We start from the raw sequence: 15,988 nt of genomic DNA, 5'->3' as shown, positions 1-15,988 counted from the left end.
AACGAAAGACCATCGACGCGCGACGCTTGCATCACAGACAACGTGCCGCATAATGCAATCAACCAGATGAGCCGAAAACTCTCTTAGTTTAAGCCGCCTTTGGTGCCAAAAACCCTGACGACGGACACCTGATCATTCGAAACCGTTCCCTGATCTTGAAGAATATTTCCCTGTTAAGTTTTCAAAATTCCCTGTTCCGTGTTTTAGGGAAATTCACCAATAACCTGCTGTAAATGCATGGTAATTATCACGGAATCCGTGCCGAAATCGCACGATTCCATCAAATTTCCCTGTAAATCGGCCCTTAACAGGGAAAATTCCCAAAAACCGCACCGACGAAAATGGCCTACTGAGACTCTGGCCAAGTTCAAGGGTATGAAGTGCTGCCCAGTGCGTCTCTCCGCGATCCGGCATGGCCAAACCGTTTGAATTCGCGCGGGAATTCAAACCCAAACGCGTGAGACAGATTCTTCGGCAATTCAGTGGTGAGCCGTGCAGGATTCGAACCTGCGACCCACTGATTAAAAGTCAGTTGCTCTACCAACTGAGCTAACGGCCCACTAAGCGGCCTATCTAGAAAGTGCGGAGCAGGCGGTCAACCCCGAAAACACAAGATAATTTCGTGACCTGCTGGATTCATCTATGACCGGGGTTTATATGCGGCTTTATGGTGGAACGCCAAAATACCGGTTTGCCCTTTATGAAGATGCACGGGCTGGGAAACGACTTTGTCGTGCTGGATGCGCGTACCCGCGATATACCGGTTTCGCCAAGTCTTGCGATTGCCATTGGTAATCGCCATACGGGCATCGGATTTGACCAGCTTGCGGTTATTCGAAATGGCCCAAGCGATGCACACCTGACGTTTCATAATGCCGACGGCTCTATGTCGGCGGCCTGCGGCAATGCAACCCGCTGCATAGCGCGTTTTCTGATGGACGAAACAGGCAGCGACGATTTGCATCTGACCACGGAACGCGGCGATCTTTATGCGGTGGACGCTGGTGGTGGCATCACCTCGGTCAACATGGGTGCGCCGCAACTTGAATGGCAGGACATTCCGCTTTCTGAGCAGATGGATACACTGGAACTGCCCATCGAGGGCTGTCCGACCGCAACCGGTATGGGCAATCCACATTGTACCTTCTTTGTCGAGGATGCCGAGGCAATCCCACTTGACCAGTTCGGCCCGCGTTACGAGCATCACCCGCTTTACCCAGAGCGCACCAATGTTCAGGTGGCCAGCCTGATCGGCCCAGATCACCTGCGTATGCGGGTGTGGGAAAGGGGCGTGGGCGTGACTTTGGCCTCTGGCTCGTCATCTTGTGCCACGGCGGTGGCCGCTGTGCGTCGCGGGTTGACAGGGCGTAAGGTGCAGATCGACCTGGATGGTGGCACTTTGCATATCGACTGGCGTGACGATGGCGTCTGGATGAGTGGCCCTACCATGCATGTTTGCAGTGGTGTGCTGACACCTGAGTTTCTTGGATCGGTCGAATGACTGACGCCCCCAAATTCACCACCCTTGGCTGTCGTCTGAACGCTTATGAAACCGAAGCGATGAAAGACCTGGCCGGGCGGGCCGGGTTGGGCAATGCCGTTGTCATCAACACCTGCGCCGTCACCGCCGAGGCCGTGCGTAAGGCGCGTCAGGAAATCCGCCGCCTGCGACGTGAAAACCCCACGGCGCGCCTGATCGTCACCGGCTGCGCCGCACAGATCGAACCGCAGACCTTTTCTGCCATGCCCGAGGTTGATGCGGTCATTGGCAATACTGAAAAGATGCAGCCCGGGACATGGGGTAAACTAGCGACTGATTTCATCGGCGAGACCGAAAAACCCATGGTTGACGACATCATGAGCGTCACCGAAACCGCAGGCCATCTGATAGATGGGTTCGGCACCCGCAGCCGTGCCTATGTGCAGGTGCAGAACGGTTGTGACCACCGCTGCACCTTCTGCATCATCCCTTATGGCCGTGGCAATTCACGGTCGGTGCCAGCGGGCGTGGTGGTGGATCAGATCAGGCGGCTGGTCGATAAAGGCTATAACGAGGTGGTGCTGACCGGTGTTGACCTTACCAGTTGGGGTGCTGATCTGCCCGCCGCACCGCGTCTTGGCGATCTGGTCATGCGTATCCTCAAACTGGTACCTGACCTGGCGCGCCTGCGGATAAGTTCGATCGATTCGATTGAAGTGGACGACAACCTGATGCAGGCTATCGCGACAGAACCGCGCCTGATGCCACACCTGCATTTGTCGCTTCAGCATGGTGACGACCTGATTCTCAAGCGGATGAAACGCCGCCACCTGCGTGACGATGCAATCCTCTTTGTCGAAGAGGCCCGCAGGTTGCGGCCTCAGATGACATTTGGCGCTGATATTATCGCCGGTTTCCCGACCGAGACCGAGGCTCATTTCGAAAACTCACTCAAACTGGTGCAGGACTGTGACCTGACCTGGTTGCATGTCTTTCCTTATTCGCCCCGCCCTGACACTCCGGCTGCGCGGATGCCGCAAGTGAATGGCAATGACATAAAGTCCCGTGCTGCCCGCCTGCGCGCGACGGGGCAGACACAGGTCGCCCGCCATCTTAATGCGCAACTCGGCCGTTCCCACAGCATCCTCATGGAGAGCCCTCGCATGGGTCGGACAGAACAGTTCACTGAAGTGTGCTTTGATTCCGACCAGCCAGAGGGCCAGATTGTGATTGCCACTATCCGAGGCACGGCCGGCAACCGTCTGGTTGCATGAACACGCCCATTCTCTGGTCTTTTCGCCGCTGTCCCTATGCCATGCGGGCGCGGCTGGCGATTGCCAGCGCCGGTATCACCGTGGACCTGCGCGAAGTCATCCTGCGAGACAAACCCGCCGAATTCCTTGCCGACTCGCCCTCGGCGACCGTTCCCTGCCTGCAATCCGGCGGCAAGGTGATCGACGAGAGCTTTGACATAATGCTCTGGGCGCTTGCCCAAAACGATCCCGAAGGCTGGCTGGAGATGCCCGCACAAGGTTTTGATCTTGTTTGTGACTGCGATGGTCCGTTCAAGACAGCACTTGATCGCTACAAATACGTCACCCGCCATAAGGATGTGGATATCGGGTTCGAGCAACATCGCGCAGGTTTTTTCCTTCATACACTCGACGGCTTGCTGGCGCGGCACTCCTGCCTGTTTGGTGCAGGCCCCACATTGGCCGACATGGCAATCCTGCCTTTTGTTCGTCAATTCGCCCACGTCGATCTTGCTTGGTTTACCGCTCAACCCTGGCCCCATGTGATCCGCTGGCTGGATGCATTCAAATCGTCCAGGCGTTTTGTGGCCGTCATGACCAAATACCCTGCGTGGCAACCGGGTGCTGCAATGGCCTGGTTCCCCGATCCTGGCTTCCCGCCGAATCTGCCTGCCTGACAGGCATTCGCCGCTTCCCAATCTTTTGATCCGGGGGCAGGATGCGTCGAAAAGGAACAGGAATCCGCAGATGCACCCGAATCCGGCCTATCGCGGCGCAACCCGCGACCACAATATAACGTTCGCTCGCGATCAGGGCTTTGGCATGCTGGCCGTCTCTGGCCCTGATGGCCCGGCGATTAGCCATATCCCGTTCCTGCTGTCTGATGATGGCTCTGCCGCCGAGTTCCATCTCGTGCGTTCCAATCCTATAGTGAAGATGCTGAGCGTGCCCTTGCAGGCGCGCCTTGCTGTGCAGGGGCCACATTCCTACATCTCGCCTGACTGGTACGGTGTTGATGATCAGGTCCCCACCTGGAATTATGTGGCGGTGCACCTTGCAGGTCGGGTTGACCTGCGCCCCGTTGACACTCTGCGTGATCTGCTGGACCGGCAATCCGCCTTCTACGAGGCACGCCTGCTGCCCAAGCCGCCTTGGACCACTGCCAAGATGACTCCCGAAGTGCTGGACCGGATGATGCGCCAAATCGTACCGGCGCGTATGCGGATCGACCAGATCGACGGCACCTGGAAGCTGGGACAGAACAAACCCGGTGACGTGCGGCTGCGTGCGGCCTGTAATGTCGCGGGCTATGGGATCGGAAATGAGGTGCAGATCCTGTCAGCCATAATGCAGGGTGCGTCTGATTGAGGAATCGACAGCCCCGCAGGCCTAGCATAGGATCCAGCGCAACAGCAAAGGAGTTTTGCCAATGAAACTCGTTACAGCCACCCCGTCTCCATTTGGCCGCAAGGTCAAGGTCGTCCTTTATGAAACCGGTCTGATCGACGAGGTCGAGATCGAGTTGATTACGACAACGCCGTTTGATACCGACACGGATCTGGCCTCCGCCAATCCAATGGGCAAGATCCCCGCCCTGATCCGCGAACAGGGACCCGCGCTTTATGACAGCCGGGTGATCACACGTTATCTGGACGCCCACGCCGGAACCGAACTTTATCCTGAGGCCCGCATCTGGGACACGCTGACACTTGAGGCTACCGCCGACGGCATTCTCGAAGCGGCGCTCTCGATGGTTTACGAGCACCGCCTGCGCCCGCCCGAAAAAGTGTTCGATGGCTGGGTCGAGGCTCAATGGGCCAAGGCCGAACGCGCTGTCACCGCAGTGAATGCCCGCTGGATGAGCCATCTTTCAGGCCCTCTTGATATGGGGCAGATAGCCATTGCATGTGCGCTGGGCTATCTGGATTTTCGTCACGCCGACCGCAATTGGCGCAAGGGGAATGATGCGCTGGACGATTGGTTCGCCGTTTTCGCGCAGCGTGACAGCATGAAGGCCACCGCGCCCGAGTAACCGGCCTTGTGCCAAAAGATACAAGCTATCCCTTTTTGGCATTCTGCTTGTGCAAACGTCAACAAACGCAGGCTCTAACGCTGTTTGCCGCTTCCGATTAAAGAGTATGTGATTCGTGAGCTTTCACCGGCGAAACTTTGCATTTCTCCGGTAAAGCTGCCGACAAACGCCATTTCATCGCCGGAATAAAAAGTTGCCAGTTCTTCCAGGCGCAGATCAATTTTCTTCCACATCATCGGGGGTGCCCCTGCCAGAAGTTCATTTTCCATCTTAAGGTGAGCATCGCCGTCAAATCCGACGTCTGTTTCAGTTAGATCCATGTTGAGCTTCACATCACCCGGTCCCATATTTGGCATGAAGCTGACCAGGGAAACCGAGAGCGCATCACCATTGATCGCAACTTCTCCCTGCATGGGCAGGAACATGTTGAACACCATCGACATGATCGAACCGCCCACGCCGGTAATCTGCATCTCGACATCATAGATTGCGGGCTGGGGTTTAGGAGTGAACCTGGCCGTGCCGACCAGAAAACCTTCGGCCGTGACATAGTCGTTGCCTTTCAGCTCTTCACGGCTTCGGCTGTTTTCGGTGGTCCAGCGGACGTAAGGGAGGCTCCCGTCCGGACGGGATTCCCATGTGCCAACCTGGAGCTGTTCGTTCTCGGGCGAAACGGTGCCACCATTCAGGCGCTGGTACTTGGCAGTTCCGCCCTGTTGGGCGGTCAGCTCAAGATCGCGGGAAGATTCGTGCGCCGTCCGGAAAGTTGCAGTCTGATCGTTCCAGCATATCTCGGAAAGTTCATTGGTCGTGGCGACATTTGGCCCGTCAATCTTTGAATACCCTACGATACCAAATCCATAGGCCCCGTCGCAATCCGGCAGGATAGAGGGCTCGGCCTGAGCAGCAGCGTTGTACCCCTGAATCGACAATGCCAAACCTAAAATCCAAATTCGGCTGGAAAAGTTAATTTTGATTTTCATAAGTTGATCCCCCGTCTGAAAAGCCTTGGCGCGCGTAAGTTCACCATTGGTTTTTAATTTGCACGCGGCTCGCGGCGCATGCAAGTCTGCGCAGATGCGAATGGCAGATACACAATCAGAGGTGGTGGCGTGGAGATCTTTTTGGTTGTTTACTTTTCAAACGGCAAACGGGTGATAGAGAAACCCTTGTCGGCAAGCAACTGAAGGACGCCAGTTTCACCTGGCAGGTGTGCTGCGCCGACGGCCATGAAAACCTGCTGACCCGAGGCCTGATCCATTAGCCGTTCAACCCAGCCCTGATTGCGCCGGTTCAGTAACTGTTGCTCGAACACTTCAAAATCCCTGGCGGCTTTGGCGTCGCCAAACTCGTCCGAGATATAGCGTGAAAACTCCCAAATCAGGGCGATTTCCTGATCAAGGTAGCGTTTGCGCAAGGTATAGGCCAGATCATCGGCGTCGCCGGACCAGGTAAAGAAAAGGCGGATCATGTCCAGTTGATCCTTTTGTGGAAAATCGTCAAAGAGGGTCAGTAGCGTTCTATAATCTTCAAGCGATCGGCTATCGTTTCCAATGGACTGCGCGTAATCCCCGATGCGGGCATCGATACCTTTCTTCTCCATCAGGCCGCTGCGCGCTTCACAGGGGCCGATGCCCAGCATCATTGCGGCCCAGAAGGGTTTGAAACGTGCGGCCATGAAGCCAGGTATGGCCCGCAAGCGCATTTCATCGACAAGACGTTTCCAGTCTTCTGCGCCCAGAAGATCAGGCAGGGTGGCACCGTCGGTGATAAACATGATCGAAGGGTCTGCCGCAATTTCGCGCTGAAGTTGGGCCTGATCATTGTTCGACACCTCAAGATAAATCGCGTCAGCGTTGTCGATCAGGGGTTTTACACGATCAAGATGGGATTGTGTCTGATCGTGCAGCAAGTGGTAGGTGCCAAAAAGCGTGATCTGCGTTTCGTCGCGTTTAGCCTGCCACAGCAGGCCTTTGGGGTAGGGCGCGGCGTAGGCGCGAGCGGTTAGCCTGGACCGGTCTTCATCCGACAGAGCCGAAATCAGGTCAGTGCCTTCGCAGGTGGCGAAGGCGGCAAGTGGTTGAAGCATAAATAAAATCGCAGCAAGAAGTCGAACCATTGGGCACCTTTTAAGCGGGCTTGAATGACCTCAAGCTAGAAGGCCCTACCCGGCGGTTCAATCAAATTGGCGAAAAAAGTGTGGATGCGTTGTTGACAGCCCCGAAGCCTGACCTTAGCTATGCGCCGTTAGCACTCGATCAAAGTGAGTGCTAACGACCCCTTGGAGGGTCATAGGGAGTAACTTTGAGCTAAGGAGCCTCAGAGATGGCATTTAAACCACTGCATGACCGCGTCGTTGTCCGCCGTGTTGAAAGCGAAGAAAAAACTGCTGGTGGGTTGATTATCCCTGACAGTGCAAAAGAAAAGCCCAGCGAAGGCGAAGTCGTTGCTTGTGGCGAAGGCGCCCGCAAAGACAGCGGCGAGCTGATCGAAATGGCCGTAAAGGCTGGCGATCGTGTTCTGTTCGGCAAATGGTCCGGCACCGAGATCACCATCGACGGTGAAGAGCTGCTGATCATGAAAGAAAGCGACATTCTGGGCGTAATGGCCTGAAGGCGCTGACGGCGCGTGATACAGCGCGCTTTTTCGTAACATCAATTCAAAGGAAATCGAGAAATGGCTGCTAAAGACGTCAAATTCGATACCGAAGCCCGCAACAAAATGCTGCGTGGCGTGAACATCCTGGCCGATGCGGTCAAGGTAACGCTTGGCCCGAAAGGCCGTAACGTTGTACTGGACAAATCGTTCGGTGCCCCCCGTATCACCAAAGACGGTGTATCGGTTGCCAAAGAGATCGAGCTGGAAGACAAGTTCGAGAACATGGGTGCGCAAATGGTCAAAGAAGTGGCCAGCCGCACCAATGACGAAGCCGGTGACGGCACCACCACCGCGACCGTTCTGGCCCAGGCCATCGTGCGCGAAGGTCTGAAATCGGTTGCCGCCGGAATGAACCCGATGGATCTGAAACGTGGTATTGATCTGGCAACCGCCAAAGTTGTAAGCGCGATCAAAGCTGCGGCGCGCGATGTAAGCGACAGCGCAGAAGTCGCCCAAGTTGGCACCATTTCGGCCAACGGCGAAGCTGAAATCGGTCAGCAGATTGCGGACGCGATGCAGAAGGTTGGCAACGAAGGTGTCATCACCGTCGAAGAAAACAAAGGACTGGAAACCGAGACCGATGTTGTCGAAGGTATGCAGTTCGACCGTGGCTACCTGAGCCCTTATTTTGTCACCAACAGCGACAAGATGATTGCCGATCTGGAAGACTGCATCATCCTGCTGCACGAGAAAAAACTCTCGTCGCTGCAGCCGATGGTACCGCTGCTGGAGCAAGTGATCCAGAGCCAGAAACCCCTGCTGATCATTGCTGAAGACGTTGAAGGCGAGGCGCTGGCAACTCTGGTTGTCAACAAACTGCGTGGTGGTCTGAAAATCGCTGCTGTCAAAGCCCCCGGTTTTGGCGACCGCCGCAAGGCAATGCTGCAGGATATCGCCATCCTGACCGGTGGTCAGGTGATCAGCGAAGATCTGGGCATGAAGCTGGAATCCGTGACCATGGACATGCTGGGTTCGGCCAAGAAAGTTACCATCACCAAGGATGAGACAACTGTCATCGACGGTGCCGGTGAAAAAGCCGAGATCGAAGCACGTGTTGCCCAGATCCGCAACCAGATCGAAGAAACCACCAGCGACTATGACCGTGAAAAGCTGCAGGAACGCGTTGCCAAACTGGCAGGTGGTGTTGCTGTCATCCGTGTTGGCGGCATGACCGAGGTTGAAGTGAAAGAGCGTAAAGACCGTGTTGACGACGCCCTTAACGCGACCCGTGCGGCCGTACAGGAAGGCATCGTTGTAGGCGGTGGTGTGGCGCTGGTTCAGGCCGGTAAAACACTGGAAGGCATGAAAGGCGCCAACAACGACCAGAACGTTGGCATCGCGATTGTTCGCAAAGCGCTGGAAGCACCGCTGCGTCAGATCGCAGAAAACTCGGGTGTTGATGGCTCGGTTGTGGCAGGCAAAGTTCGCGAGAGCAACGATGCTACGTTCGGCTTCAACGCGCAGACCGAAGAATATGGTGACATGTTCAAATTCGGCGTGATTGACCCGGCCAAGGTTGTGCGTACGGCACTGCAGGACGCGGCCTCGATCGCTGGTCTGCTGATCACGACCGAAGCCATGGTTGCTGACAAGCCTGCCAAAGACGGCGGTGCTGGCGGCGGCATGCCTGACATGGGCGGCATGGGCGGCATGGGCGGCATGATGTAATCCTGCGCACCTTTATGCTGACGGATTGGGGTCGCCTTTAGGCGGCCCCTTTTTTGTATTTGGAAAATCCCTTGACTTGAAGGAAAGCCTCCACAACCCTGATGCGGTTCGAGCGTGCACCATTTCATCTAAATGTTTTTAAGTGGGGATCCCGTGGTTTCATTTTCAATCCGGCTGCTTGCCGTTTTTGTGCTGTTGCCCTTCATTGCGCTGAATGCACAGGCTGAAGAAGGTATTAAGGTGGCCGGGGTGCCGGTAAATGTCGTGCCTGACCCTGACCTGTCGAAGCTTTCGGTGATGGCGATGTGGTCGCAAATCCTGCCGGGCCCTAAGGGGCCGATGCCGGGAGTAAATAACGGTGATGTCGTGCCGCAGATGGAGGCCAGGTTTATTCTGGCGGTCCAGACCGGTGCCAGAGTTGAGGACGCCTGCACAAATCCGTTGGTTGATGTGACGGGTAAGGCTCCCAATGCGTTTATCCGGTTTCGCGGCGCGTTGAAGGGTAACCTGCAACTGGCCAGCAGTACGGCGCCGATCAGAACGTATGATGTAGCGATCTGTGCGGTGGCAATGGATCCGGCTGCGGCAAGCGTTTCGGTGACGTTGAATCATCAGATTCCCACGCTTTACCCCGGCAATGTCGATCCCAATGCAGTGCAACGACCGGCGACGATGGCTGGGCCTGCGCTTTTTGGTAGGCGCAGCAATGGCGGCAAGTCCATACGAGCGGGCTTTCTGGCCGATAGCGGTTGCCGGGGGCAGGTAGAGGGAAAATCAAAGGGTGGCCGTTGGTGGCAGGATTGCGAAGACAGGCCTGATAAGTCAGACGCTATCTGGAAATGGGCATTGCCGAGCGTGGCAAAAGACATAGCCAAAACCCCACCGGATTTTATCATCCATGGAGGCGATCATCACTATTTCTATGAGGAAGGCGAGTTTGGTGGTTTTTGGCTGGGGGTCGGCAGGAATCGGTTTGAATACTGGCTGTACGAGTTCCTGAATGCTGCCCAACCGATGATGCTGGCAGCGCCTTTTGTTTTCGTGCGCGGGAATCACGAACTTTGTAGTTCCTCCTGGTTCGGCGGCGGCTGGTTTGAGATGTTTGGCCCTCGTATTCTGGACAATACCGCGCCGGATGAGGGGGATGCGTTGAACGGCTGCCAGACCGGGGCGGATTATTCGGAAGCCTGGTATTTCGATGTGGCTCCACGCAATGACACAACCGTACCTCCGTTCCGCTTTCATGTAATCGACAGTGGCAATGACTGGAACGCCAGCCAAAACAATGCGTTCAATGTGGCAGCCGAGGGCGGGCGCGATAAGATCTGGCTGACGCATATTCCGCCCGCGATGCTGCTGCATTACAACAGTGAGTTCCAATTTGCCGATCAGAAGGTTCTTGAGGCGGTCAGCAACGCGTTTGCCCAGGTTGCGGGCTGTGGCGGGTTGGGCAATTTCAGTTGTTGGCCGAGGGCGATCCTGACCGGGCATCAGCATCTTTATCAGAAGGTTGAACTGTCGTCTTCAGCCTCAATTGCGACCGGGACAGTGGTGACTGAAGTGCATATCGCCGGTCATGGTGGCACCGCATGGGATAAGGCTGGATTGGTAGCCAAGGATCTGCCCCAAACGCCTGCCGTGGCGTGTACCACGGTGTTGAAGTTAACAAACCCGCACCAAAAGAAAGGCGTGTTCGGGCCGCAGGACATGCATGCCAGGATCACTTCAGTCAGTCGCCATGGATATCTTATACTGGAACGCGATGCGCATAGTCCCACTTCAACGGGTTGGAAAATCACACCGCATTGGGTGCCCGCCGCGCAGGGTGTTGATCTGAATGTAAAAGTTGCTGAATGTGAGGGATGAAACAGGGCTCGAACTCGGACAGCTTCAAGGGCAAAGGTGCAATGTTCTCAAACAGGGAATTTACCCGCGAGATGCGGCGCGGTGAGGAAGGCAAGGTAGATGCCTTGCTGATGCAATCCTTTGGCGGCAATGAAGAAGTCAAGCTGGTCAGGGCGTTGCGTAAAACCGGCGCAATGGCTGGCGAAATGGTGTTGCCACAGGGGGACAGGATCATTGGGTTTTTTGCGCTTTCTCGATTTCGGCAGCCTAAGGACTGGCTATGTCTGGCGCCGGTGGCGATACATCCCGATTGGCAACGGCAGCGAAACGGCCGGCGGATGATTGGCCTGTTAAGCGAATGGGCCAGGATAAGCGGCAGCTATGTTGTGGTGCTGGGCCAGCCGGAGTTCTATGGACGCGCGGGGTTCAGCCTTGAAAGAGCGGCCGGGCTGACCTCACCCTATCCGATCACGCATACGTTGCTGGCGGGGCCGGGTGCGGATGTGCCAAAACAGGAATTGACCTACCCCAAAGCATTTGAAAGCATCTGATGCGCCTTTTCCTGTTGACTGCCCTGACGATGATCGCCTTTGCAGCCAATTCGGTGCTGAACCGGATGGCACTGGCGGGCGGCGGTATTGATGCGATCAGTTTTGGGGTGATCCGGCTGCTGGCCGGGGCGTTGGCATTGGCGGTCTTGTGTCTGGTGCTGCGTGGCAGGCTGCATCTGGGCGGACCAGGCCGGTTGGCGGGCGTGGTCTCGCTTTTGGTCTATCTTTACGGATTCTCAACTGCTTATCGGGGCCTGGATGCCGGTTTGGGCGCGCTGATCCTTTTCGGCGTGGTACAGATCACAATGTTTGCCGGTGGCCTGATCAAGGCCGAGCCGATGCCGCTGCGGCGCTGGATCGGGGCGGCGCTGGCCTTTGCCGGCCTGGTCTGGTTGCTTTGGCCCGGGGCCGGCCCAAAAGTAAGCGTCATGCACGGGCTTTTAATGGCTCTGGCAGGGGTTGGCTGGGGTGTGTATTCGCTGGCCGGCCGCCTCAGTCGCGATGGGCTGATGGGAACGGCAGCAAATTTCATTCTGGCTACCCCAGTGGGGCTTTTGGTGGGGTTGATGCTGCCCGCGGGTCCGACGGGCGTAATGATTGGAGCGCAGGGGGTTGTGCTGGCCATCCTGTCGGGGGCCGTCACCTCGGGGATGGGATATGCGTTGTGGTACAGCGTTCTGCCACGACTGGCCTCGTCGGTGGCGGCGGTGTCTCAACTGACGGTGCCGGTGATCGCCATGGCGGGTGGCATGGTGTTTCTGGGCGAAGCGCTGACATGGCAATTCGCGCTGGCCTCGACCCTTGTGCTGGGGGGCGTGGCAATCTCGGTTGGGCGCAGCAAGGCGTAACCAGAATCCGGCCTGCGAATTAATCTCGCTCAAGTCATCTTGCCCGGCAACGTGTTAAGTTCCGTTTATGAATTTATCTGCAAATCAGAAGGGGGCACCCATGCGACTTTTGCTTTTTGTACTGGCGCTGACAGGGTTTGGCGCGGCACTGGCGGCCGAAGAAAAAGAGGCAAGCCTGCGCATTTCAGATGACGTATTCCGCGCAGGTCAGGAGGTGGTGCACGACCAGAGCGGCGCTGATGATCTGTTTATGGCTGGGGAAACTGTCCGCTCAAATTCAGAAATTTCGGGCTCGGCCCATCTGGCTGGACGCCGGGTTGAACAGGGTAGTGCCGTGGGAGAAGATTTATATGCCGCAGGCATGAGAGTGACCTCAACCGGGGCGATCGGTGGGGACGCCACGGTGGCGGGCTACAACGTTAAAGTCGGGCCGGTCGCGGGCGATCTGCGCGCTACAGGCTCAACCGTGGCCCTGACGGGTGATATTGGCGGCTATGCGCTCGTGGCCACAGAGGAGTTACAGATGGGCGGGGCCATTGGTGGCGACGCATATATCGCGGCCGAAGAGATCAGCTTTGACCCCGGGGCAAAGATCGAGGGCCAGTTGGTTCTTTATGAACGCAACGTTGGCAGCCTGAAAATTCCCGAAACTGTGGTGCCCGCCGATCGTATCGAGCGACGCAACCTGAGTGAATGGGATCATGACATTGCGTCGTACCGTGTGGTCAGTTGGTGGGCTGTTCTGGGTCGTTTCCTGTTGGGGTTGATCGTTGTGGCAGGCATGGCAGCACTGGCGGCTGCTTTATTACCCGAGCAACTGGCCAACGTGCGGCAGCGTCTTTTGGAGCAGCCATTGAGGGCATTGTGGTTCGGGTTTTTGACCCAGGCGGCGCTGATCGGGGCGACGGTATTGCTGGCGATGACGTTGATCGGCATTCTCGTAAGCCCTGCAACGGTGTTGCTGGCAATTTTATCCGGGTTGGCGGGCTATATTGTTGGCGTCTACGCCTTTGGCGTGGGGATCATGCAGCGCGTGGGCCGGGGGCTTCCTGAAAAATGGAGCGAAAAAGCCATTGCCGCCGTGGTTGGCGCGGTTTTGGCTGGCTTGATCGGCTTGATCCCGTTCTTTGGGTGGTTGTTCGTTCTTGCGCTTACGCTGGTCGGGATTGGCGCAATTGCCTTGCAACTGTTTCGGCCGCAATTTTTTGCAACGGCTTAATGGGTATGGGTTTCATTTCACCAGTCGCTCCAGCGGGTCATAGCCCATGCCGCGCGAAAACGCGACATGTGGCAGGCTGTCGGGTTTGAACCGCAGGGACTGCATTTCTTCGTGGGTTACAAACCGGCGCCGGGTGACAATCGCCTCGGGGTCCAGCCAGTTGTCGCTAAGCACACCGTCGGTCACGGTGCAGCGAAAGAACACCTCGACCTGATGAAAACCGGTATCTGGATTGTGGAATTCATTAACCAGACAGGGTGGGCCAACCTTGATGGTCAATCCGGTTTCCTCATGCACTTCACGTGCCAGATTGTCAGGCAGTGAGGCATGCGGTTCAACCCCGCCGCCCGGCGCGCACCAAAGATCGCTTTGCTCTCCGGGGAAGGCGTTGACAAGCAACAGGCGGTTTTCGATGACAATGACGGCACGGGTGGCGATACGGATGGGCATGGTGGGCCTTTCAGGCGTGACAATGGGGCTGTTGTAACGAGGCGAATGGCACTATCTCAAGGGCATGAAAGCGTTGATTGCTGCCCTTGCCCTATTTTTGCCTGCACCAGCGCTGGCTGACTGCGTTGTGCTGCTGCACGGGCTGGCGCGCAGTGATGCCTCGCTTCTGGTGATGTCCGAACTGTTGGAGCGTCAGGGCTATGATGTGATCAGCCCGGATTACCCGTCGACACAGGAGCGCATCGCGCGGCTGGCGGATGAGACATTACCCTTTGCGGTGCGCGTCTGCGGAGAAACAAAAGTGCATTTTGTGACCCATTCGATGGGCGGTATTTTGTTGCGGTTCTGGTTGCGCGACAATCGCCCCGAGGATATGGGCCGCGTCGTAATGCTGGGACCGCCGAACCACGGCAGCCAGTTGGTGGACCAATTGGGGGGGCTTGAGCTGTTTGAATGGCTGAACGGCCCTGCAGGCCTGCAGCTTGAAACCGGTCCCGAAGGGTTGCCTGCGCATCTTCCACCCATTGATTTTGAATTGGGGGTGATTGCCGGAAACCGGTCACTCAACCCCTATTTTTCCTCGCTGATAGAGGGGCCGGACGACGGCAAGGTATCGGTTGAATCAACCAAGGTGGATGGCATGGCTGACCATATTGAATTGCCTGTGACCCACACGTTCATGATGAACAATCCGCTGGTAATCGCTCAGGTCGAGGCATTTCTGCGGGACGGCAAATTTGATCACGATCTGGAGTATGGCGATCTGATCTGGGGCAGTAGTAAATGAATAAACTGGAGTTGCGGCTGGTTGGCGCTCAGGTGCTGACTCCCATAGGCTTGGGTGACATGCCATTGTCATTGGCCGAAGGGCAGATTGTTGACGATAGCACCGGGCGCGAAGTGGATCTGAGCGGATTTCTGGTGTTGCCTGGAATCGTTGACGCGCACGGCGACGGGTTTGAGCGCCATCTGGCACCCCGCCGTGGGGCTATGAAGGATCTGGATCAGGGGTTGATCGCCGCCGAGGCCGAATTGGCAGCCAATGGCATCACCACGGCCATGCTGGCGCAGTTCTACAGCTGGGAAGGGGGCATGCGCGGGCCCGAATTTGCCGAACAGGTGTTTACGGCAATAACTGCGATCGGTGCCGGCGTGATGACGGATCTGCGGGCGCAGCTCCGGTTCGAGACGTCGATGCTGGAACACTATGACCTGGTGCAGAAAATGATTGCGCGGCATGGTATTGGGTATGTGGTGTTCAACGATCACCTGCCGCATGAGGCGCTGGAAAAAGGAAAGCGCCCGCCACGCCTGACCGGGCAGGCGCTGCGCATCGGGCGCAACCCCGAAAAACATCTGGAATTCATGCAGGGGCTGCATGCGAGGATGGGTGATGTACCAAACGCGCTAACCAAGTTGAGCGCAGACCTTTTGACCCAAGGCGTGTTGTTGGGAAGCCATGATGACCGGACGGTTGAAGGCCGCGCAGCAGCGCGTGCAAGGGGCGTGACGATTGCTGAATTCCCCGAGACGGCGGAAGCGATTGAAGCCGCATGTGCCGGCAAAGATCCAGTGATCATGGGCGCGCCCAATGTCGTGCGGGGCGGGTCGCACAACGGCAATGTCAGCGCGATTGAGATGGTAATGATGGGGTTGGTGGATGCGCTGGCCTCGGATTATCATTATCCGTCGCTGCGCCGCGCGGCTTTTTTGTTGGCCGACAGTGGCGTGACGGATTTGACGGCTGCCTGGGCACTAATTTCCAGTGGCCCCGCGCAGGTGCTGGGATTGGCGGACCGTGGAGAGCTAAGCCCCGGAAAACGTGCCGATCTTGTAGTAATGGATGCCAAGACCCGTACCGTGGCTGCGACGATCGCAGGCGGACGGGTCAGTTATATGAGTGGTGAAGCTGCTGCAAGGTTTGTGGGGGCGTCGTAATTCTTGCGCCCGGTTGCGCACCTGCAAGCCTGAGCGGTTGGCAGCC

The 15,988-nt window shown here is 56.9% G+C and carries 16 protein-coding genes and 1 tRNA gene; 13 read left to right on the top strand and 4 right to left on the bottom strand.

The window, feature by feature from the left end; translation table 11 throughout:
• Positions 1 to 483: 483 nt before the first annotated feature.
• Positions 484 to 559, bottom strand: a tRNA-Lys gene (locus PEL8287_RS18115).
• Positions 560 to 667: 108 nt separating this feature from the next.
• On the opposite strand from PEL8287_RS18115, the gene dapF reads away from it, so the two are divergent.
• From dapF to PEL8287_RS18090, 5 genes are all read left to right on the top strand, one after another.
• Positions 668 to 1,501: a diaminopimelate epimerase gene (gene dapF / locus PEL8287_RS18110; protein ID WP_085893854.1), complete on the top strand. Its 834-nt coding sequence runs from the start codon at positions 668 to 670 to the stop codon at positions 1,499 to 1,501.
• The gene (mtaB, locus tag PEL8287_RS18105) at positions 1,498 to 2,754 is read left to right on the top strand and encodes a tRNA (N(6)-L-threonylcarbamoyladenosine(37)-C(2))-methylthiotransferase MtaB (protein WP_085893853.1); all 1,257 of its coding nucleotides are present in this window, start codon (positions 1,498 to 1,500) and stop codon (positions 2,752 to 2,754) included. The genes dapF and mtaB overlap by 4 nt, the downstream gene beginning before the upstream one ends.
• Positions 2,751 to 3,410, top strand: coding sequence for a glutathione S-transferase (locus tag PEL8287_RS18100; protein ID WP_085893852.1), 660 nt, complete (start codon positions 2,751 to 2,753; stop codon positions 3,408 to 3,410). The genes mtaB and PEL8287_RS18100 overlap by 4 nt, the downstream gene beginning before the upstream one ends.
• 70 nt (positions 3,411 to 3,480) lie before the next feature.
• On the top strand, positions 3,481 to 4,101 hold the full coding sequence (locus PEL8287_RS18095; RefSeq protein WP_085893851.1) for an FMN-binding negative transcriptional regulator: 621 nt from the start codon (positions 3,481 to 3,483) through the stop codon (positions 4,099 to 4,101).
• Positions 4,102 to 4,162: 61 nt separating this feature from the next.
• Positions 4,163 to 4,765 carry a glutathione S-transferase family protein gene (locus PEL8287_RS18090; RefSeq protein ID WP_085893850.1) on the top strand — a complete coding sequence of 201 codons (603 nt, stop codon included), beginning with the start codon at positions 4,163 to 4,165 and terminating at the stop codon, positions 4,763 to 4,765.
• Positions 4,766 to 4,839: 74 nt separating this feature from the next.
• Here the strand turns inward: PEL8287_RS18090 and PEL8287_RS18085 are convergent, their stop codons facing one another.
• Both PEL8287_RS18085 and PEL8287_RS18080 read right to left on the bottom strand, forming a co-directional pair.
• Positions 4,840 to 5,748: a hypothetical protein gene (locus PEL8287_RS18085; protein WP_139837858.1), complete on the bottom strand. Its 909-nt coding sequence runs from the start codon at positions 5,746 to 5,748 to the stop codon at positions 4,840 to 4,842.
• Between the two features lie 149 nt (positions 5,749 to 5,897).
• Positions 5,898 to 6,884: a TraB/GumN family protein gene (locus tag PEL8287_RS18080; protein WP_085893848.1), complete on the bottom strand. Its 987-nt coding sequence runs from the start codon at positions 6,882 to 6,884 to the stop codon at positions 5,898 to 5,900.
• Between the two features lie 206 nt (positions 6,885 to 7,090).
• On the opposite strand from PEL8287_RS18080, the gene groES reads away from it, so the two are divergent.
• From groES to PEL8287_RS18050, 6 genes are all read left to right on the top strand, one after another.
• Positions 7,091 to 7,378: a co-chaperone GroES gene (gene groES / locus PEL8287_RS18075; protein WP_085893847.1), complete on the top strand. Its 288-nt coding sequence runs from the start codon at positions 7,091 to 7,093 to the stop codon at positions 7,376 to 7,378.
• A 63-nt stretch (positions 7,379 to 7,441) separates the two neighbouring features.
• Positions 7,442 to 9,091 carry a chaperonin GroEL gene (gene groL / locus PEL8287_RS18070; RefSeq protein WP_085893846.1) on the top strand — a complete coding sequence of 550 codons (1,650 nt, stop codon included), beginning with the start codon at positions 7,442 to 7,444 and terminating at the stop codon, positions 9,089 to 9,091.
• Between the two features lie 153 nt (positions 9,092 to 9,244).
• Entirely contained in the window at positions 9,245 to 10,957 is a 1,713-nt protein-coding gene (locus tag PEL8287_RS18065) for a metallophosphoesterase (RefSeq protein WP_176228692.1), read from the top strand.
• On the top strand, positions 10,954 to 11,487 hold the full coding sequence (locus tag PEL8287_RS18060; RefSeq protein WP_235862336.1) for a GNAT family N-acetyltransferase: 534 nt from the start codon (positions 10,954 to 10,956) through the stop codon (positions 11,485 to 11,487). Before PEL8287_RS18065 ends, PEL8287_RS18060 begins: the two co-directional genes overlap by 4 nt.
• Positions 11,487 to 12,335, top strand: a complete 849-nt coding sequence (locus PEL8287_RS18055) for a DMT family transporter (RefSeq protein WP_085893844.1) — start codon at positions 11,487 to 11,489, stop codon at positions 12,333 to 12,335. The genes PEL8287_RS18060 and PEL8287_RS18055 overlap by 1 nt, the downstream gene beginning before the upstream one ends.
• Positions 12,336 to 12,435: 100 nt before the next feature.
• Positions 12,436 to 13,554, top strand: coding sequence for a DUF8173 domain-containing protein (locus PEL8287_RS18050; RefSeq protein WP_085893843.1), 1,119 nt, complete (start codon positions 12,436 to 12,438; stop codon positions 13,552 to 13,554).
• A 12-nt stretch (positions 13,555 to 13,566) separates the two neighbouring features.
• On the opposite strand, the gene PEL8287_RS18045 is transcribed toward PEL8287_RS18050, so the two are convergent.
• Positions 13,567 to 14,004: an NUDIX domain-containing protein gene (locus PEL8287_RS18045; RefSeq protein ID WP_085893842.1), complete on the bottom strand. Its 438-nt coding sequence runs from the start codon at positions 14,002 to 14,004 to the stop codon at positions 13,567 to 13,569.
• Between the two features lie 64 nt (positions 14,005 to 14,068).
• Here PEL8287_RS18045 and PEL8287_RS18040 point away from each other — a divergent pair, with 64 nt between their 5' ends.
• Together PEL8287_RS18040 and PEL8287_RS18035 are read left to right on the top strand one after the other, a co-directional pair.
• Positions 14,069 to 14,791, top strand: a complete 723-nt coding sequence (locus PEL8287_RS18040; RefSeq protein ID WP_085893841.1) for an esterase/lipase family protein — start codon at positions 14,069 to 14,071, stop codon at positions 14,789 to 14,791.
• Positions 14,788 to 15,942, top strand: a complete 1,155-nt coding sequence (locus PEL8287_RS18035; RefSeq protein WP_085893840.1) for an alpha-D-ribose 1-methylphosphonate 5-triphosphate diphosphatase — start codon at positions 14,788 to 14,790, stop codon at positions 15,940 to 15,942. Before PEL8287_RS18040 ends, PEL8287_RS18035 begins: the two co-directional genes overlap by 4 nt.
• Positions 15,943 to 15,988 lie beyond the last annotated feature (46 nt).

It is taken from the genome of Roseovarius litorisediminis (assembly GCF_900172295.1).
Taxonomy (GTDB): domain Bacteria; phylum Pseudomonadota; class Alphaproteobacteria; order Rhodobacterales; family Rhodobacteraceae; genus Roseovarius; species Roseovarius litorisediminis.
The sequence above is the reverse complement of the archived record's forward strand: the minus strand, read 5'-3'. Positions and strand labels throughout refer to the sequence as shown.